This is a genomic window from Nocardia sp. NPDC001965 (assembly GCF_053594175.1).
Window position 1 is genome coordinate 33839 of sequence record NZ_JBSFDZ010000016.1, and the last position, 19152, is coordinate 52990.

Annotated in this window: 17 protein-coding genes; 9 read left to right on the plus strand and 8 right to left on the minus strand. The window is 67.9% G+C overall.

Translation table 11 applies throughout. The features are described 5' to 3' along the window. Positions 1 to 283: 283 nt before the first annotated feature. The 5 genes from ACWCPQ_RS21905 to ACWCPQ_RS21925 all read right to left on the minus strand — a co-directional run bounded on the left by ACWCPQ_RS21905 (position 284) and on the right by ACWCPQ_RS21925 (position 5798). On the minus strand, positions 284 to 673 hold the full coding sequence (locus ACWCPQ_RS21905) for a DUF742 domain-containing protein (RefSeq protein WP_449901687.1): 390 nt from the start codon (positions 671 to 673) through the stop codon (positions 284 to 286). Beyond that, positions 670 to 1086 (minus strand): roadblock/LC7 domain-containing protein, encoded by a 417-nt coding sequence (locus tag ACWCPQ_RS21910; protein ID WP_449901689.1) that lies wholly within the window; start codon positions 1084 to 1086, stop codon positions 670 to 672. The genes ACWCPQ_RS21905 and ACWCPQ_RS21910 overlap by 4 nt, the downstream gene beginning before the upstream one ends. Continuing rightward, positions 1064 to 3508 carry a sensor histidine kinase gene (locus ACWCPQ_RS21915; RefSeq protein ID WP_449901692.1) on the minus strand — a complete coding sequence of 815 codons (2445 nt, stop codon included), beginning with the start codon at positions 3506 to 3508 and terminating at the stop codon, positions 1064 to 1066. Before ACWCPQ_RS21915 ends, ACWCPQ_RS21910 begins: the two co-directional genes overlap by 23 nt. Before the next feature lie 230 nt (positions 3509 to 3738). Then, on the minus strand, positions 3739 to 5265 hold the full coding sequence (locus ACWCPQ_RS21920) for a hypothetical protein (RefSeq protein ID WP_449901694.1): 1527 nt from the start codon (positions 5263 to 5265) through the stop codon (positions 3739 to 3741). A gap of 176 nt (positions 5266 to 5441) precedes the next feature. Next, the gene (locus ACWCPQ_RS21925) at positions 5442 to 5798 is read right to left on the minus strand and encodes a hypothetical protein (RefSeq protein WP_449901697.1); all 357 of its coding nucleotides are present in this window, start codon (positions 5796 to 5798) and stop codon (positions 5442 to 5444) included. A gap of 702 nt (positions 5799 to 6500) precedes the next feature. Between ACWCPQ_RS21925 and ACWCPQ_RS21930 the strand changes: the two genes are divergently transcribed. The 3 genes from ACWCPQ_RS21930 to ACWCPQ_RS21940 all read left to right on the plus strand — a co-directional run bounded on the left by ACWCPQ_RS21930 (position 6501) and on the right by ACWCPQ_RS21940 (position 9424). Beyond that, the gene (locus tag ACWCPQ_RS21930; protein ID WP_449901895.1) at positions 6501 to 7748 is read left to right on the plus strand and encodes an acyl-CoA dehydrogenase family protein; all 1248 of its coding nucleotides are present in this window, start codon (positions 6501 to 6503) and stop codon (positions 7746 to 7748) included. Between the two features lie 100 nt (positions 7749 to 7848). Beyond that, complete coding sequence (locus tag ACWCPQ_RS21935; RefSeq protein WP_449901700.1) at positions 7849 to 8625, plus strand: PaaI family thioesterase; 777 nt, start codon at positions 7849 to 7851, stop codon at positions 8623 to 8625. Positions 8626 to 8701: 76 nt separating this feature from the next. Beyond that, on the plus strand, positions 8702 to 9424 hold the full coding sequence (locus tag ACWCPQ_RS21940) for a TetR/AcrR family transcriptional regulator (RefSeq protein ID WP_449901702.1): 723 nt from the start codon (positions 8702 to 8704) through the stop codon (positions 9422 to 9424). A 32-nt stretch (positions 9425 to 9456) separates the two neighbouring features. Here ACWCPQ_RS21940 and ACWCPQ_RS21945 read toward each other — a convergent pair whose 3' ends face one another. Together ACWCPQ_RS21945 and ACWCPQ_RS21950 are read right to left on the minus strand one after the other, a co-directional pair. Next, on the minus strand, positions 9457 to 10320 hold the full coding sequence (locus tag ACWCPQ_RS21945) for an SDR family oxidoreductase (protein WP_449901705.1): 864 nt from the start codon (positions 10318 to 10320) through the stop codon (positions 9457 to 9459). Between the two features lie 140 nt (positions 10321 to 10460). Then, positions 10461 to 10868, minus strand: a complete 408-nt coding sequence (locus ACWCPQ_RS21950; protein ID WP_449901708.1) for a hypothetical protein — start codon at positions 10866 to 10868, stop codon at positions 10461 to 10463. 488 nt (positions 10869 to 11356) lie between these two features. On the opposite strand from ACWCPQ_RS21950, the gene ACWCPQ_RS21955 reads away from it, so the two are divergent. From ACWCPQ_RS21955 to ACWCPQ_RS21980, 6 genes are all read left to right on the plus strand, one after another. Then, on the plus strand, positions 11357 to 11965 hold the full coding sequence (locus ACWCPQ_RS21955) for a hypothetical protein (RefSeq protein WP_449901710.1): 609 nt from the start codon (positions 11357 to 11359) through the stop codon (positions 11963 to 11965). Next, on the plus strand, positions 11962 to 12687 hold the full coding sequence (locus tag ACWCPQ_RS21960; protein WP_449901712.1) for an LppU/SCO3897 family protein: 726 nt from the start codon (positions 11962 to 11964) through the stop codon (positions 12685 to 12687). Before ACWCPQ_RS21955 ends, ACWCPQ_RS21960 begins: the two co-directional genes overlap by 4 nt. Positions 12688 to 12773: 86 nt before the next feature. Further along, positions 12774 to 14429: an alkaline phosphatase D family protein gene (locus tag ACWCPQ_RS21965; RefSeq protein WP_449901714.1), complete on the plus strand. Its 1656-nt coding sequence runs from the start codon at positions 12774 to 12776 to the stop codon at positions 14427 to 14429. Positions 14430 to 14527: 98 nt separating this feature from the next. Further along, a complete protein-coding gene (locus ACWCPQ_RS21970; RefSeq protein WP_449901716.1) occupies positions 14528 to 16309 on the plus strand; it encodes a GMC family oxidoreductase N-terminal domain-containing protein in 1782 nt (593 codons plus the stop codon). A gap of 337 nt (positions 16310 to 16646) precedes the next feature. Then, on the plus strand, positions 16647 to 17924 hold the full coding sequence (locus ACWCPQ_RS21975; RefSeq protein WP_449901897.1) for an MFS transporter: 1278 nt from the start codon (positions 16647 to 16649) through the stop codon (positions 17922 to 17924). A gap of 25 nt (positions 17925 to 17949) precedes the next feature. After that, a complete protein-coding gene (locus tag ACWCPQ_RS21980; RefSeq protein WP_449901718.1) occupies positions 17950 to 18411 on the plus strand; it encodes a PaaI family thioesterase in 462 nt (153 codons plus the stop codon). A 77-nt stretch (positions 18412 to 18488) separates the two neighbouring features. Here ACWCPQ_RS21980 and ACWCPQ_RS21985 read toward each other — a convergent pair whose 3' ends face one another. Beyond that, entirely contained in the window at positions 18489 to 18857 is a 369-nt protein-coding gene (locus tag ACWCPQ_RS21985; protein ID WP_449901720.1) for a hypothetical protein, read from the minus strand. Positions 18858 to 19152: the final 295 nt, after the last annotated feature.

Here is a 19152-nt window from a genome sequence, read left to right on the forward strand (position 1 = left end):
GCAGAAGCCGCCGAACAGCCACGATAGATCAACCCGTTCCCGGGCATACGCCAGTACGACATCTGGTGACCGGCGCATCACCCAATGTTCTCGGCATTGCCATTGCCCGGCAATGCATCAGCTTTCGTCCAGACCATAGCGAAAGTTGGGCACAAACCGGAGACCGGTCTCACCGTGTGGACTGGGGGGTATGGGTGTGACTGTTGCTACAAACGACCCGGAAACCGGCCCGGGTGGTCGGCGCGGATCGCGCGAAACGTGCCGGTAACCAGGGCTGGTTCGATCAAGTGACCCGGTCGCGGCCGCCCCGCAGGCTGTTCGCGATGGTCTGCAACAAACCGAGATCGGATGTGACATCGGTGGTCTCGACCGGAGCGCGGACGGCCAGCCGGCCGTCGTCGATGAGATCGCCGACGAGGACCTTGGTCATCGCGAGCGGAATCCGGCACTGTGCCGATACCTCCGCCACCGATTGCGGTACCCGGCAGAACCGGATGATATCGAGGTACTCGGGTTCGGTACGGCGCGGCGCGAAGCCGACCCCCACGTCGACCACCATGGTGTCCAGCGTGAGTTCGGTTCGCGCGGTGCGCCCCCGGCCGCCGGTCATCGCATAGAGCCGGGCGACCGGACCCGCTTCCTCTTCCGCCCAGGGTTCGCGCGGTCCGGTCACGGCTGTCTCGCACCGCTGCGCTGCGGGCGCGAGTCGACGGCCAGATGGCTGCCGACCCGCTGCACGGTTCGGTTCATTTCATAGGCCACCATGCCCATATTCGCGGATTCACCGGCCAGCAGCGCCAGACAGGCGTTCCCGCCGGCGGCGGTGATGAACAGGACGGCGCGATCGAGTTCGACGACGGTCTGGCAGACTCCGCCCGCCTCGAACTGGCTGCCCGCGCTGCGGGCCAGACTGTGGAACGCCGAGGCCATGGCGGCGAACCGTTCGGCCTCGGTCCGGTCCAGCCGCGCCGAATGCCCCATCAACAGTCCGTCGGTGGAGAGCAGGACCGCCGATTCGGCGTCCGGCAATCCGCTCACCAGTTCTTCCAGCAGCCAGCTCAGATCAGTACGCGGAGGAGTCGTCATCGGTGCCTTCTTCTCGAGTGCGATCGGTTGTGGGAGAGCCGTTGTGGGGCCGGCGACCGTTGCGGGTGCCGCCTTCGATGGCCGACATCAGATTCCGGGCCTGTTCCGGCGTGCGAGTGGGTGGCAGATCGACGATCGGGATCACCCCGGTATCCGCGTCGGCGGACTGCCGCCGGCGGCGCGGCAAGGCCGGTCGGGGCCCCTCGTCCGGTCGCGGTTTCGAGATCACGGTCACCGGATGGGTGCCCGCGGATCCGTGCGCAGCGTTGTCGGGGGCGAGGTCGGATCGGTCGGTGGCGCCGCCGGGGCCCACTGCTGCCGGTGCCGGCGCCGCGGCCGGTTCGAGCGCCGGCCGCGCGGACCGGTCGGGTCCGCCGGATTCGGTGAGCGCGGTCGGGATCAGCGCGATGGCTTTGATCCCGCCGTACACCGAATCGGTCAGCCGCACCGTGACACCGTGGCGGGCGGCCAGGGTGGCGACCACGAACAGTCCGAGCCGGGTGTCGCCGGTGAGCGCGGCGACCCCGAAATCCGGTGGTTCGGCCAGCAGCGTATTGCGCTCGGCGATCTCCTCCTCCGACATCCCCAGGCCCTGATCCGCGACCTCGACCGCCACGCCCTTGCCGACAACGGTCGCCGAGACCTCGACCTGGGATTCGGGGGGCGAGAACGCGGTGGCATTGTCCATCAGTTCCGCGAGCAGATGGATCAGGTCGGCTACCGCCTTGCCCGCGATCAGGACATCGGGAACGCGTCCGGTGTGGATTCTGGTGTAGTCCAGGCTTTCCGCGACGGCACCGCGGATGAGTTCCCACAGCGGGACCGGATTGCGCCAGCGGCGGCCCGATTGTTCGCCGCCGAGCACGATCAGGTTCTCGGCGTGGCGCCGCGCGCGGGTGGCGAGATGGTCGAGCTGGAAGAGGAGTTCGAGCTGGTCGGCGTTCTCCTCCTGCCGTTCGGCCTTGTCCAGCAGCGAGAGCTGGCGGTGCACGGCCAGCTGGTTGCGATGGGCGATATTGAGGAAGACGGTGTGGAAACCGGCCCGCGTCTGCGCTTCGGCGACCGCCGCGGAGACGGCGGCCACCTGGGCACGGTTGAACGCGTCGGCCACCTCGCCGAGTTCATCGGTACCGAAGTCCAGCCGCGCCACTTCGGCGGCCGAATCGACCTGCTCGCCCCGGTCGAGGCGCGCCATGATGTCGGGCAACCGCTGGTCGGCGAGTTCCAGGGTGTCGTCGCGCAGATGGCGCATACGGGCGATGAAGCGGTTCGCCAGCAGCAGGGCGGCGAGGAAGGCCAAACCGGTGATGAGCAGTACCGCGGCGCCACCGGCCAGCGATCGGTTCGCGGTATCGGCGCCCTGGGCGCGACCGATGGCGTGGGCGTCGGCGCTCTGGTCCTCCCAGAGCTTCAGCAGGGCCGCCACCACGTCACCGGAGGCCCGCTGCCAGTCGGCGACGGTCAGGGGCAGGGCGGGCAGATCGGAATCCGTGGATTCGTCGTCGGTGCCGTAGCCGGAACCGGTGCGGGTGCCGGCGCCTCGACTCGGGCCGGCGCCGGACTCCGTATCGTCGGCCGCTATCGGGCCGCGCAACATGACGGCGTCCTGCATGGCGATCAGCTGGTGCCAGGCCGGCGACGCGGTGAGCGCCTGCAACTGGGCGAGCCGGTCGCCCTTCAGCACCGTGGCCGAATATGCCACCTCGCCCCGGAATTCACCGACCTGGCGGTTGAATTCGAGCAGTTGCACATCGGTCAGCTCACCCAGCGTCAATGCGACAGCGCCCAGGGTATCGGCCTTGGACAGCGACTCGGCCGCCCGCAACGGTTCGACACCGTAGTTGAGCGCGATACCGACACCGGCGTCCGGCGCGACCCGAGCCGCCAGGACCGACGCTCCGATGATGGTTTCGATGACCGAACTGAAGAATCCGAACGCGTCCTCGCGCGGGATCGCGCGAGCGTCGATGGCCGCGCGCAGATTCGGTACTGCCTCGAAGAGTTTGCGATAGCCCTCGATCTGTCCCGCCGACCCGTCGGGATCGAGCCGCTGGGCCGCATCGCCCTTGGCGGTGACCTCGGCGAGGGCGATATCGGAGCGTTTCCGCGCGTCCAGAAGTGCGGCCGGCGCGTCGGGATCGCCCGCCAGATACAGCAGCGACAGCCGCCGTTCCTCTTCCAGCCCCTGCACCATGAGGATGGCGGGCGTGGTGGTGCTATTGGCCAGATCGGCCCATTCCTGGGCCTTGCGACCGGAATTCACCAGATAAGCCGCCGCGCCGACCCCGATCGCCAGGAGGGCGACGCTGGTGATGAGAACGATGGCGAGCAGACGCGTCCGGATACCGACTCGGCCGCGTGTTCGGCTCGGTCTGGAACGGGAGGTCCGAACGAATTCGGGGAGTGGCAGCCGCTTGGACACAGTAGATCAACTCGTTCCCGGGGATGCGCGCGAACGCCATCATCGGTCCCGCTCACCGCCCAACTATCCCGGCACTGCGGGTCTCCCGGCAATGCATCGTGCTTCGGTCCCAGACATTAGCGAAAGCAATACGTTTCAGTCTCGAAAACTACTACTCTCACCAGGCATTCTTTTCGGGATCAGAAGCCGGGTCGTTACGGTTTATTCGCCGGACCGCGCGAGACGGGTTGCTACCCGCGCGTAACCGCCGGGCGGTTGGCGGCCGCCAACCGGAAACACAGCACCCGCTCGCCGTATCCGGCCAGCGGCCCGGCCTCGGCGGCCTGCCGGATACCGCTGGCCGGGAGTTCGGTGAGCTTGGCGAACATGACGGCATTACCGAACGCGGAGCGGATCTGTGTCTCCGAGGCGTAATCCGCGCCGTAGTCCGCGAGCTTGCCGAAATCCAACGGCGCCAGCGGCGTATCCAGCGCCACCGGTTCGGCGGGGCGGCCGAGTGCGGCGTACTGGGTGGCCGCGCCCTGCTCGTACCAGCACAACTCGTAGGCCAGGTTCTCGGTGCTCGTCACGCTCAACACCGGCCACTGTTGCGAAAGGGCCAGCGCCAGTGGATTCTTCGCGACCGGCGTGAGCTCCCATTTGAGGCTCTTCACCGCGATCCAGCTACCCGACATCCGCTCGACGAGGACGATGTCCTCACCGAGTTCGGTGGCGGCGTTGAGCTGCGGGTCCCGGGTGCCCCAGTGCGCCTTGTCCACCCCGTAGGCGGTGTTGATGTCCACCGGCTCGGCACCGGCCGCGGAGTACGCGGCGACGATGGCCTCGCGCACCTGTTCCAGCGCGTCGGGAGACGAGCAGAGCACATTCAGCGCGCCGAACGAGGATCCGATCTCCACCGGCTTGGCCGGTTGGTCCGGCATCGCGCCGGCGGCCAGCGGTTTCAGGCCGACCAGCGCGAGCTGCCAGTTGATCTCCTCGATGGTGGCCAGATCGCCCGCGCTCTGGTACAGAATCTGTTGCTGGGTAAGATAACCGGCCCGTTCGAGGGTCCGGCATTCCAGCTTGCGCAGCGCCGATTGCGTCTTGTTCGTGAAGCCGATCTCCTCGATCTTCAGATTCCGCAGCTGTGACGCCATGGCCGCAGTGGTGAGCGCGGTATAGCGTTCGCGATACATGGCCACCGCCTGCTTCCGCTGCCGGCCCACCATGAGAGTGCGCAGCAGGGTGTTCAGGGTGGCGAGGTATTTCCGCGACTGTTCGGCATCGGCCTCGAACAATCCGGCCCGGATCCGGACCGCTTCATCGGTGGCCACCACGGCCGCGCCCGGATCCAACCGGCACAGCCACACACCGCATTTCGACAGACCGTCCGCGCAGACGCCCGCCGCGTTGGGATGATCGTGTGCCACCCGGGTATACGCGTTGCAGGCGTCGCGGATGGTGGCCGTGGCGAGTTCGCGATGACCGATGGCGCGGGCGGCCTGCTCCAGCAGCCGCAGCGTGTCCTGGACCTGGTTGGCGAATATCGCCGACACATGGCCGGAAGTGAACCACCGCAGCCGGATCATCACCGCTTCCTGTGCGGGCTCCAGGGCGCCGGCGACCCGGTTGCGCACCGAACCGTCGGTCTGGGTGGCCAGATAGGCGGAGGCGAGCTCACACAGAGTGCTGGCCAGCTGGAGTTCCGCCTCGGGCGTCCGGTCACGCGCCGCGATCCGGTCTGCGGCCACCCGGCCCTCGATGGCGATCAGATCCATCGCGATCTCAATTCCCGCATCACCTTCCGCGCACGGTCCCCGCCGACCCCAACAAGTCGAGCGGCCGTAGTCCGAGCATTCCTCGAGAGTCTGCCACAGGTGTCGGTGAGTTAGCAGGGCTACCGGGCGGTTGCCCTCACCAGCACGGGGGCGCCCGGCCCGGCGGGGCACACCGGTCAGTCCACGGGTACTGTGCTCGCGCCCATTCCGAGGTAGAAGAGCATGATCAAGAACAGGAACCAGCCTGCCCCCTGCCAGATGGGCCAGGGCCCCTCCCGCCGCCAGACCCGGATCGTCTCCACGAAGGCCCCGACGCCGCCCGCCAGCAGGACGATGCCGGGCCCGAACAGGACCGCGATCCGGGCCCCCGTATCGCACAGCAGCGCGTCGGCGTCGCGGCACCGCCCCGTCGCCGCCCAGACCGCGGCGATCGCGCAGACCAGCGCCGCGACCCCCAGCACGGCCAGTACATAGCGCACCGCGCGGCGGAAGCTCCCGTCGTCGGGCCAGCGTTTCTCCGCATCGTTGGTCATGGTTCGGCCTCCTGGCCGCGGTATTTCCCGGCTGCGGCTCGACAAACACGCCAGGTCGAACCTGTCGGGGGGGCCGTGACCGGACCCGGATGCGGGCAGTTCGGCGGCCCGATGGCGGCGTGCGGAGAGGGGCCGGCCCGCTCGACATACGGCCCCGAGCTCGGTCACCGCCGGGCGCTCGGCACAGCCGGATGGACGGCCCAGCGGCTGACACATCTTCCGCCGGATCACCGCACTCGTGGTCGAGGCTCACTCCGGTTCCGTCCGCCGGAGCTGAGAACTCAGGTGAGGGGCACTGCGCCCAACTGCTCCCGAATCACCGCTCCGCCGCCGATCGACGGCTGTGGCACTATCGAGCCGTCGACCTATCGAGCCGTCGACCTGCCGATCCGCCCGCAGCCCAGCTCCGGACACACCGGCCCAGCCCAGCCCCGGATGCAGGTCCGCCCCGGCCCCCACCCTCTCCGAACGGTCCGCATCCGTGGTCGGGGCCCGCCCCGGTTCTGGAGCGACGGAGCGGGGGAGCGAAGCGGAGGAGCGCAGGAGTGAAGAACCGGGGTCACGAGGGCCCCGACCCCGCGGCGCCGGAGGCGACGCCATAGATACAGTACTTGAATCCGGATTCAAGTTCGTTTACCGTCGGGGCATCGAAGGGCCGTCGGCGCGTCGAGCCGCGCCTCGAAGATCGGAGTTCTCGTGGAGCTGTTCACCTCGACCGAGCGGGCCCGGGAGTACCGGCGCACCCTGCTCGCGTTCATGGACGAATGCGTGTATCCGGCCGAGCCCGTATATGCCGAGCAGATGGCCGCGGCGGGCAACCCGCATCATCATCCGCAGATCCTCGAGGACCTCAAGGCCGAGGCCAAGCAGCGCGGTCTGTGGAATCTGTTCCATCCGCATCCGGAGTGGGGTCCGGGTCTGTCCAATCTGGAGTACGCGCCGCTGGCCGAGATCATGGGCCGGAGCCCGGCGCTGGCGCCCGAGGCGTGTAACTGTTCGGCGCCCGATACCGGCAATATGGAGGTCTTCACCCTTTTCGGTACCGAGGAGCACAAGCAGCGCTGGCTCGAACCGCTGCTCGACGGCACCATCCGGTCCGCGTTCGCGATGACCGAGCCCGGGGTCGCCAGTTCCGATGCCACCAATGTGGAGATGCGGATGGAACGTGACGGCGACGATTATGTGCTCAACGGCCGTAAGTGGTTCGCCTCCAACGCCATGCACGCCAATTGCCGGGTGCTGATCGTCATGGGCAAAACCGATCCGGATGCCCCTAAGCACCGGCAGCAGTCGATGATGGTGGTGCCGATCGACGCGCCCGGTGTCACGGTCGTGCGCAATCTGCCGGTGTTCGGTTATGTCGATCGGGAGGGGCATGCCGAGATCGAGTTCACCGATGTGCGGGTACCGGTGACCGATGTGCTCAAGGGGGAGGGGGAGGGGTTCGCGATCAGCCAGGCGCGGCTGGGGCCGGGCCGGATCCATCACGCCATGCGGGCGATCGGGATGGCCGAACGCGCCCTGGAACTGATGTGCGCCCGAGCCGATTCCCGGACCACTTTCGGTCGCAAGGTCAGCGAGCGGGCCAACATCCGGGACTGGATCGCGGAGGCCCGGATCGATATCGAACAGGCGCGGCTGCTCACGCTGAAAACCGCCTGGATGATGGATACGGTCGGGAACAAGGAAGCGCGGACCGAAATCGCCGCGATCAAGATCGCGGCGCCGGTGATGGCGCTGCGGATCGTGGATCGCGCCATCCAGGTGTACGGCGCGGCGGGGGTGACCGAGGATTTCCCGCTCGCGAGCATGTACGCCCATCTGCGTACGCTGCGGATCGCCGACGGGCCCGACGAAGTGCACAAACTGACGATCGCCCGGGCCGAGCTCGGTAAGGTCCGGGCCGTGGCCGAGGCTGCGGCCGCCCACCGGTCGATCCCGGGGGCGTAGCCCGGGCATTCCGGCCCGGCGCCGGATACGTTGGATATGTCCGGTCGGCGCCCGGGGAGTCCATCCGGTGCGGCCCGGGGCGGGCACGAGGAGGCAACCCATGACGCTCGAGACCGGTACCGCGCCGCGCCGGCGGCGGCACATCCTGCTGGAGTTGGGTTTCGCGACCACGCTGGCCGGTGACGAACTGCACGGATCCGCGACGATCACCCCGCAGTTGCACGTACCGGGCACCGAGCGGTTGCGTACCTCGGTGCTGGCCACCTGGACGGATACGGTGACCGGGCTGCTGGCCGCGCTCACCTTGGGGCCGCGGGTGCCGGTCACCCTCGAACTCGACGTGCATCTGTACCGCCCGGCCCCGGGATCCGGTGTGGTCCGGGCGGTCGGGCGCAAGATCAAGGCCGGGCGGTCGGTGTTCGTCGCGGAGGTCGAATGGACCGTCGACGGTGAACCGTTCGCGTTCGGCGGTGGATCGTTCATGGTGTCGCCGAACGAGGAACTGCGGCTCCCGGCGGAGATGAGTATCGATATGCCGGTTTCGGACCGGTTGCTCGAGGTGCCGCTCGCCGAACGGGCCGGGTGTGTGCGGCGCGCGCCGGGCACCGCCGTGCTACCGCGCACCGACGACGGCCTGAACGCCTCACGTACCGTGAACGGCGGCCTGATCGCGCTGGCCGCCGAGGAAGCCGTGTTGTCGCTGGCTCCCGGCGCCACCCTGAGCACGCTCGGGCTGCGCTATCTGCAACCGGCCCGGGTGGGGCCCGTGATCGCCGATGCCACGCTGCGTGCCGATGTCGGCCGGGCGGTATTGCGCGATGCCGGGAACCAGGACCGGATCACCACGTTGGCGACCGGCCGCCTGTTCCCCGCGTGAGAGCCGTCGGCGCCTCGGTCCCGGACAGCGGTTTCGCGGCCGCTGTTACCATCCACCGCATCCCAGGCAACCTTCGATGACAGCGAGAGCACCGGTGAACGCCCAGGAAGACAGCACTTCTCCGGGCATGGCCGCGGCAGTCGGAGCGCCGCCGGGCGCCGTGGTGCCCGGCCGTTCGCCCCGGCCCGCCCCGAAGAGCCGGCGCGGTATCCGCACTCGCGCCGCCCTGCTCGTGGCGGCCCGCGAAGTCTTCGAAGCGGACGGGTTCGTGGATGCCCGGATCAGCGATATCACCCGGACCGCGGGGGTGGCGTCGGGGTCGTTCTACACCCATTTCGACAGCAAGGAAGAGATCTTCGCCGAGGTCGTCGCGCAGGTCCGGGAGGAGATGCTGCACCCACACGTCCGTGCTCGTGGCGGCAGTGACGATCCGCGTGACTGGATCGCCGCGGCGAACCGGGAGTATCTGCGGTCCTATCGCCGTAATGCCCGGCTGATGGCGGTACTCGAGCAGGTCTCGCGAATCGACCAGCAGTTCGCGGCGCTGCGCGCCGAGCGGGCCTCGGCTTTCATCGACCGCAATGCCGCGTTGATCCGGGATCTACAGGAACGTGGACTGGTGACGGCCCGGTTGGATGCCCGGGTGACGGCCCTGGCGTTGTCGAGCATGGTGAGCAAGGTGGCCTATCTGGTGTTCGTGGAGGGGGAGGAGATCGAATTCGACACGCTGCTCGAAACCCTCGACTGGATCTGGTGCAACGCTCTGCAACTACCCGGCGAGCCGGACGAGGTCACCTAGCGGCACGTGAACGCTGCGGCGCCGTTCGGTGCTCACTCCGCGCGCCGGGTCGCGGAGAAACCCCGGAATCTGCGCAGGTAGCCGCCGATACGGCGCAGTGGTACCGGGCGCGGCCAATCGTCGGGCCGGAAATAGGCGTCGGTGCCGCCGTCCACGAAAATAACGCTGCCGCAGAGGAATTCGGCGGACGGGGACAGCATCATGCTCACCCAGTCGGCGATGTGCTCCGGTTTGCCGAAACCGCCGGTGGGCACTGGGAAGGCCTTGATCGCCTTGGCTTCCAGTGGCGAGTCGAGTTGACGCTCCAGCAACGGGGTCAGGATCGCGCCGGGGGCGATCACATTGAGCCGGATACCCGCTCCGGCCCATTCCGGCCGGACCGCGTGTCGGCGCACCCAGCGCGCGACCGCGATCTTCGAGGCCGCGTACACGAACGGCCCGGCCTGTTTGCCGAAGATCTTCACCGTCCGCACGGCGCGTTCGGTATCGCCGGCCGACAGGGCTGCGATTGTCCGGCGGGGGACCGCGGGCACTGTGGTGGCGGAGTTGCTGCCGAAGGCGACCACCCGTGCGGTACCGCTCGCCGCGAGCGCCGGCCGCCACCCCTCCAGCAGTTCGACCGTGCCGAGATAGTTCACGGCCGCGACGACCCGCAGCCGCGCGGGATCCGGGGCCGGCCCCAGTCCCGCCGCGAGCACGGCACCGTCGAGGCGGCCGTCGGCGGCGGTCAGTACCGCTTCGATCGCGGACCGCCGGCCTGCGGCGGTGGCGAGGTCGGCGACGATATCGGTCTCCTGGATATCCACCCCGATCACCCGGTGGCCCTCGGCGGTCAGCTTGTCGGCGACCGCCCTGCCCATCCCCGACGCCGCCCCGGTGACCGCGTAGACACCCATCCGAAATCCCTTCTTCCGACCCGGGACCACCGGCCCCGGCATTTCGTCGGAGTCTGTCAAAAGTACGGAGTCTGTCAAGCGATCGGGCGGTCGTGCCGGTTTCGCCGAGGCGGTACGGGCAGGTCCTGTTCCCGGACGAGTCAGTCCGGCAGGCGCAGGTATTCGGGCAGGGTGAAACAGACGATGCCGAAGTCGTAACCCTTCTGCACGTTCACCTCCGCGACCACCCCGTCGGCCGACACCTGGTGCCGTCCGGATACCGAGGGCGCCCAGTCCGCGGTGAACTTCCCCGGCCCCACCTGCTCGATCGGACCGAACGTCCCGCCGCCCGGCTGCCCGTTCACCCGGTCCTCCAGCGCACCCACCCCGTCGCCGAGCACCGTGACGGTGTAGGTACAACTCGTCCCGTACTGCACGAAACCGAGGCCGAAACCACCGGAGACACTCACACTCGACACTGCGGCCGAGGCGCCCGATGCGGGGCCGAATACGGTCGCGGCGGTCAGGGCGGCGGCGGTGAGCGCGATACGCGAGCGTGCGGTGGTCATGGCTCGGGCTCCGGTCGTCTCGGCGGCGGGTACCGATGGATTGTCGTAGTAGGTAGTCCAGCACCCCCGGGTCGCGCGGCACAGTCACCGTGGGTCACGAAGTAGTTCCGGTTGGCGACCGGCCCCGGCGTGGTCCCGGCCGGACCTCCTGGGACTGGCACATTTCGGCGGTTGTGTAACACCTGGGTGCCGTTCGGGGAATAACGGTGCATAAATGTTATGGGCCGAGGCGATTGCCAGGCGAATGCTGCCGGTATCGCCGATGGCGCCGCGGTGATATCGCAGAGTCGTATAACCGTTGAACGGGACGAGTATCGGGGAATTCCCCGCGAACAGCGGAGTTATTGAACAGCAATTTAAATGATGAATTCTCCGTTTAATTCTTGATATGCAACCCCGCTCGAATTATCGGTATGGTCCTGTGCGCGAAGTGAAATCGCAGCTCGCCCGGCCCTCGGGCCGGTTCACGTGAGAAGGAATTGAGCGTAATGAAGTTCGGCACTTTCGCCGCTACCGCACTTCTGTCCGTTGCCGCAGTAGGGATTTCCGCCGGCGTGGTGCACGCCGAACCCGCGGCTCCGGCTCCGGAGATCAAGAGCGAGGGCGTCGACCAGGGCGTCGCCTACGAGACCAGCGTCGACCAGAAGACCCAGAAGATCACCACCGAGGTCCAGGACGGGCGGTTCGAACTGACGCCGGACGGCGCCAAGGCCGTGCTCAAGGCCGTCAGCGGTGCCGTGGTGGCCGAAGTGCCGCTGCAGTACGAGATCTCCGGTAGCGAGATGGCCGTGGCCCACGAGATCAGTGCCGACGGTACGACTCTCGAACTGACCCCGACCGTCACCGCCGAGAACATCGGCGAGATGCGGCCGGTCAGCTCGATGGCCCGGCTCACCACCGAACTGCAGGAGAACGTCGCGGGCGTCGCGGTCGGCGCGGTGCTGGGTGGTCTGCTCGGCGCGCTGGTCGGTCTCGGCTTCCTCAGCATCATCACCGGCCCGATCGGTCTGGTCGTGGGCGCGGTGGCGGGTGGTTACATCACCGGTGGACAACCGTTCCTCGACTCCGTGATGGCCGTTCTGCGCGGCGAACCGTGACCGATCCGGCCCCCGACGAGGACGGCGGTCGGGCGCCGCTCTCGCAGCAGGACAAACGTGCCCGGGTCGGCGCCACCGCGGCCGCGATCGCTATCGCGGCCGTCGTGACCTCGATCGTGCTGGGCATCGGGGTGGCGGCGCTGCTGGCCACCGCGGGCAGCGACGAGAAGATCGACGATCTCGCCGCGCCGCCCGCTGTCGAGACGACCGCGTCCACCGGCGCGACCGCCACCTCACCCGCGCCCGTGGCGCCGCCGTCGGTCCTGGTACCGACGACCGTGCCACCGAGTACCACCTCCTCCGCGGTCGGAATCGCGGGCTCGGCCAACAAGGAAGCCAAGCAGGCGCCACCGAAGGTCGAGGTCGCGGCGGGGGAATGCCTGAGCGCACTGGGTGACAAGGACGTCACCAAGGCATCCTGCGGCAGTTCGGAGTCCCGTTATAAGGTGGCCAGTACCGGCCCGGCGGGTACCGCCTGTCCCGCCGATTCCGATTCCAGTCACACCGTCGGTGAGACGACCATGTGTCTGGATATCGACTGGGTCGTCGGGAGCTGTGTCGATGTCTCGGGCGATCAACCGCAGCGCACCGAATGCGGCCCCGGCGGCGTGCAGGTGATCAGCATCCTGCCGGACACCGTGGATGTGAACAGGTGCCCTTCGGCCGACCGCGGTTTCGTTTACGACCAGCGCCGGTTCGTGGTCTGTATCGGCGATCACTAGACCGGAGTCCGGTTGCCCGGGCGCCCGGCCGGGTGACCGGACCGCGCCCCGCGGAACCGGGCATATCGCCCGGGTTAAGCTGATTCATGGCTCTGTCCCGACGTCGGTTGCTGCAGGCCGGCACCGCCGGTGCGGCCGCGTTGCTGGCCGGGGCCGGCCTCGTGAGCAGCGCGCCGTATCGCGCGCCGCGATGGCTCGGAGACCCGTTCACGCTGGGGGTGGCATCCGGAGATCCGCTGCCCGACGGTGTGGTGCTGTGGACCAGGCTGGCTCCGGACCCCTTCGCCCCGGATGCGCTCGGCGGTGCCACCCGGGCACCGGTCACGGTCGAGTACGAGGTGGCCGAGGACGAACACTTCGACCGGGTTGCCGCGCGCGGTAGCGCGGTGGCCACCCGGGAACTCGCGCACAGTGTGCATCCCGAGATCCGGGGACTGGCCCCGGATCGCTGGTACTACTACCGTTTCCGCGCCGGTGCGGCGGTCTCCCCGGTGGGCCGTACCCGCACCGCGCCCGCCCCGGATGCCGCGGTGAACCGGTTGCGTTTCGCGTTCGCCTCCTGCCAGCACTGGAGTTCCGGCTACTACACCGCCTACCGGCATCTGTGCGACGAGGACCTCGATTTCGTCGTGCACCTGGGCGATTACATCTACGAGAAGGAATGGGCGCGCGGCCGTTCCGGCGTAGCCGTTCCGGCGACGCTGCGCGCCGAGGCGACCGATCTCACCGGGTATCGGCTGCGATACGCGCAGTACAAGGCCGAGCCCGAACTACAAGCGGCGCATGCCGCGTTCCCGTGGATCTGCACCTTCGACGATCACGAGATCGACAACAACTGGGCCGGTGCAGATCCGGGCGCCGGGATCGATATCCATCTGCTGCCCGCGCTGTTCCGGCGGCGCCGGACGGCCGCCTTCCGGGCCATGTACGAACATCTGCCGTTGCGGATCGATCAGCTTCCGGCCGGGCCCGATATCCGCATGCACCGCCGCTATTCCTTCGGCGGTCTGGCCGATCTCACCATGCTCGACACCCGGCAGTACCGATCGCCGCTGGTATGCGGTGACGGTGGCAATCTCGTGGTCGACTGCCCGGACCGTTTCGCCGCCGATCGCACGATTCTGGGTGCGCCGCAGCGTGACTGGCTGATCGACGGGCTCACCGGGTCCCGGGCCCGCTGGCAGATCCTCGGTAATCAGGTCGCGATGGCGCAATCCGATTACGATCCCGGGCCCGCGGTCGCCGTGGGTACCGACGCCTGGGACGGGTACGTCGCCGACCGGGACGCGGTGCTGGCCGCCGCCGCGGCGCGCGGGCGCGGGAATCTGGTGGTGCTCACCGGCGACCGGCACGAGAACTACGTGGTCGATCTGCGCGGCGACTATCGTGACCCGGAGTCGCCGGTCGTGGCCACCGAGTTCACCGGGACTTCGATCACGACCGGACGTGACGGCGCCGATCTGCCGGCGCGCGGCCGGACACTGCTGGCCGCCAATCCCGATATGAAGTTCTTCAACGGGCAGCGGGGTTATGTCCGGGTCGAGGTGGACGAGCGATTGTGGCGCAGCGACTATCGGGTGGTGCCCTATGTCGGACGCCCGGGCGCGCCGATCGGTACCCGCGCCGCCTATGTGGTGGAGCACGGCAGACCGGGCGCGCAGGCGGCATGGGATCCCGGCTCCGGCGCCGATCCGGGTGGCCCGGCCCCCGTTTCGGATCCGGTGGCGGGGGCCGGCCGATGAGTGGTGGGACCGGGTGATGACCGGATTGGCCGAAAGTACCGATTTCGTGTCCGCGGGTATGTTCCCCTGTAGGTGATCCAGGCCATAGCCTCGGAAAGATGTCCAGTTCCGCAATGCGCACCGGCACCGGCGCCGAGCCCGGCCAGACCTTCGACTACGACGTACTCGTCATCGGCTCCGGATTCGGGGGCAGCGTCAGCGCCCTGCGGCTGACCGAGAAGGGATACCGGGTCGGCGTCCTCGAGGCCGGCCGCCGCTTCGCCGACGACGAATTCGCGAAGACCTCCTGGCGTGCCAGGCAGTATCTGTGGGCGCCGTATCTCGGCTGCTTCGGTATCCAGCGGCTCGCGCTGCTGAAGAACACCCTCATCATGGCCGGTGCGGGTGTCGGCGGTGGTTCCCTGGTCTATGCGAACACGCTCTACGAACCGCCGGAGAAATTCTTCCGGGACGGGCAGTGGGCGGGCATCACGGACTGGAAAGACGAACTCACCCCCTACTACGACCAGGCCAAGCGCATGCTGGGGGTCGCGACGAATCCGGCGACCACGCCGACCGACCGGGTGTTCCTGGAGGTCGCCGAGGAACTGGGGGTGGCCGATTCCTACCAGCGCACCCCGGTCGGGGTCTTCTTCGGCGGTCCCGGGAGCCGGCCCGGCGAGGATGTGCCCGACCCGTACTTCGGCGGTGTCGGGCCGGCGCGCCGCACCTGTACCCACTGTGGCGAATGTATGACCGGTTGCCGCCACAACGCCAAGAACACCCTGGTGAAGAACTATCTCTATCTGGCCGAGCAGGCCGGGGCGACGGTACACGCGCTGCGTACGGTCACCGATGTGAAACCGCTACCCGGCGGCGGCTACACCGTGCAGACGGTGACGACCGGGCGCTGGCTGCGTAAGAAGCGTGCCGTGTTCACCGCCGAACAGGTGATCTTCTCCGCTGCCTCGCTGGGCACCCAGCGCCTCCTGCACAAACTGCGTGATTCCGGCTCGCTGCCCGAGATCTCCGGCCGCCTCGGTTTCCTGTCCCGGACCAACTCAGAGGAATTGCTCGCGATCCGCAGCCGGGACAAGAACAGCGATTTCACCAAAGGGGTGGCCATCACCTCCTCGATCCACCCCGACCACGACACCCATATCGAACCGGTGCGTTACGGCAAGGGCAGCAATGTCATCTCGCTGATGGGCAGCGTCATGGTCGACGAGGAACCCGGTGTGTCCAAACGCCGATTGTGGCTGCGCGAGATCTGGCGCAATCGCCGCGATCTGCCCCATCTGCACAATCCCCGCGGCTGGTCGGAACAGATGATCGGCCTACTGGTGATGCAGTCGGTGGACAATTCGATCACCACCTACACCAAACGCGGGTTGTTCGGCCGCACGATGACCACCCGGCAGGGCGAGGGCGCACCCAATCCGACCTGGATCCCGGCCGGGCACGAGGTGGGCCGCCGGGTCGCCGACAAGATCGACGGTATCGCCGGCGGCGCCACCAGCAGCGTGTTCAATATCCCGATGACCGGTCATTTCATCGGCGGCTGCGTGATCGGCACGAGTCCCGACACCGGTGTGGTGGACCCCTACCAGCGGCTCTACGGCTATCCGGGGCTGCACGTCATCGACGGATCGACCATTTCGGCCAACCTGGGCGTCAATCCCTCGCTCACCATCACCGCGCAGTCCGAACGCGCGGTCGCCATGTGGCCGAACAAGGGCGAGGCCGATCCGCGGCCGCCGCTGGGGTCGCCCTATCGGCGGGTCGTCCCGGTCGCCCCGGTGGCTCCGGTGGTCCCGGCATCCGCGCCCGCCGCGCTGCGGCTCCCGCTGATCGAAGTGAACCATCGGCCGGCCGCCGTCGGCGGCGAGGAGCCGCGCTGAGCGGTCGCGATCGCCGGTCCTGTCCGGGCGCCGTGGGCACCCGGACAGGGCATTTTCCCGCAGGTGTGACCGCCTTCACATACGCTGGTAAGTAGCTGATGAGAGGTATGCGACCACCCGGCCGGGGAGGTGTCGGCGTTTACCCAGGGAAAATCCCGGGTACGGGTTCAAGGTCGATACTCGCCGGAACCCGGTCGCCGGCGAGCGCGACGTCATGGGTCGGCCGGGCCGACACGGACGCACGCGCCGGAGAGGACTGACCGTGACGGACCAGCAGCAGCCGGAACCACCGCAGGTCGAAGCACCGCAACTGAAGAGGTCGGTGGCGGCCTCGGCAATGGGCAACGCCACCGAATGGTTCGACTACGGTGTCTACGCCGCTACCGCGACCTATCTGACCGACGCCTTCTTCCCCGGGGAACTCGGCACCCTGGGCACGATGCTCGGCTTCGCCATCTCCTTCGTCCTGCGGCCGGTCGGCGGCATGGTCTGGGGTCCGCTGGGCGACCGGGTGGGCCGCAAAGTGGTACTGGCCACCACCATTCTGCTCATGGCGGCCGCCACCGGCCTGATCGGCGTGCTACCGACGCACAGCCAGGTCGGGGTGCTCGCGCCCATCCTGCTGATCCTGCTCCGGGTGGTGCAGGGATTCTCGACCGGTGGTGAATACGGCGGCGCGGCCACCTATCTCGCCGAATGCGCGACCGACCGCAAACGCGGTTTCTTCGGCAGTTTCCTGGAATTCGGCACGCTGGGCGGGTTCGTCGGCGGGTCGGCGGTAGTGCTGCTGTGCCAGCTGATCCTGGGTACGGACGCCATGCACGATTGGGGCTGGCGTATCCCGTTCCTGATCGCCGTCCCGCTGGGCGCCATCGGCTGGTATCTCCGGACCAAGCTCGACGAATCGCCGGTGTTCACCGAGGTCAACGAACAGGAGCACCCCCAGGGCGGGCTCCGCGTGCTGCTCACCGAGTACCGCCGCGAATTGCTGGTGCTCGGTGGTCTGGTCATCGCCCTGAACGTGGCGAACTACACGCTGCTCACCTACCAGCCGACCTACCTGCAGAAGACGATCGGTCTGGGCGAGTCCACGACCACCGCCATGATGCTCATCGGACAGGTGATCATGATGGCCTGCGTCCCGTTCTTCGGCCGGTTGTCCGACCGGGCCGGACGGCGGCCGCTGTGGCTCTTCTCGCTGGTCGGACTCGCGGTGCTGTCCGTGCCGATGTACTGGCTGATGGGTGTCGGTACCGGCTGGGCGATCGTGGGCTTCGTGGTGCTGGGCCTGCTCTACGTGCCGCAGTTGTCCACCATCAGCGCGACCTTCCCCGCGATCTTCCCGACCCACGTCCGCTACGCCGGGTTCGCGCTGGCCTACAACGTGTCCACCGCCGCGTTCGGCGGTACCGCCCCACTGGTGAACGAGGCGGTGATCGAGGGCACCGACTGGACCCTGTTCCCGGCCATCTATATGACCATTGCCGCCCTGATCGGGCTGGTTGCGTGGTATTTCCTTCGGGAGACCGCGGGAACGTCGTTGCGCGGTACCGAGGTACCCGACGCCGACGCCGAACCCGAACCGCCTTCCACCGAGAAACAATCCGTAGCGTGACCCATCCGGAAGGGCCGACCCTGTTATGAGTGATGTCCGTAACCCGCCCATCGCCGAGGTCGTGAACTCGGCCCTGGAGCAGACCATTCCGGTGGCGCACCGGATGGGTGTGCACGCCGAGGAGGTGCGGCGGGGGTATGCCGCCGCCACAGTTCCGGTGGCGGGCAACGGCAATCATTTCGGGGTCATGTACGCGGGAGTGCTGTTCACCGTCGGGGAGATCCTCGGCGGTGCCATCGCGGTGGCGAGTTTCGATACCGCACGCTTCTATCCGCTGGTGAAAGATCTGCGGATCGTATTCCGAAAACCGGCGACCACAGCGGTACGCGCCCAGGCCACTCTGGACGAGGCCGAGATCGACCGGATCGCCGCGGAAGCCGCAGCCAACGGGAAAGCGGATTTCACGCTGCGCGCGGTACTCAGCGATACCGACGGCGTGGTGGTCGCCGAAACCGAAGGGCTCTATCAGCTCCGCGCCCACCGGTAGATCGAGCGCAGCGCCGCTCCGGCACGAACGGCCCGGCTACCCCCACGCGGGGCGGCCGGGCCGCGGTGTGCCCGGAATCAGAGTCCGGCCGAACCGGTGGGCGTCGGCGGCACCATCCGCCAGGGGCCGCAGTTCTCGGTTTTGAAGCCCGCGTCGGTCGGTTTGATCGTGACCCGGATCGGGCCCAGTTTCGTGTAGTTGTTCTCGATGATGTAGCTCATATTCGTGTTGTCGCCCTCGATCAGCCGGAGTCGCCGCCAGTCGCAGTTTCCGGCGGGATCCGCGGGTCCGGGTGATTCCCAGGTCCCGGGCCGGATATCGACCCCGACCCGGTAGACGCCGTCGTGCGGTATGGCATCCGCGGGCTCGGCCGCCGCGATACCGCTGCCCAGCACGGTCGCCACCGACAACATCGCACCGGCGATCAGGAACGTGCCTGCACGCATTCGATTCTCCTCGGTATTTCTCTGTTCTCGTTACGACGAGATCCCCCACGATCTCCCCGGCACGTTTACCAGAGTCTCGCTACCGATTTCGGAGAATCACGATCATTCCGGAGAAATGCGGAAAATCATCGGCTATCGATGTGAGTATTCCGGTTGCCCGAGCCGGTCATAATTCGAGGGCCCGCGCCGATGAATTTTGAAGCATTTCCAATTCTGAAATGTAGTCGATTCTGTGTAATGCGCGTAGACGCCGCTACCGGAATATCGCGACTTCGGGCAGGTCGACGCGGCCCAT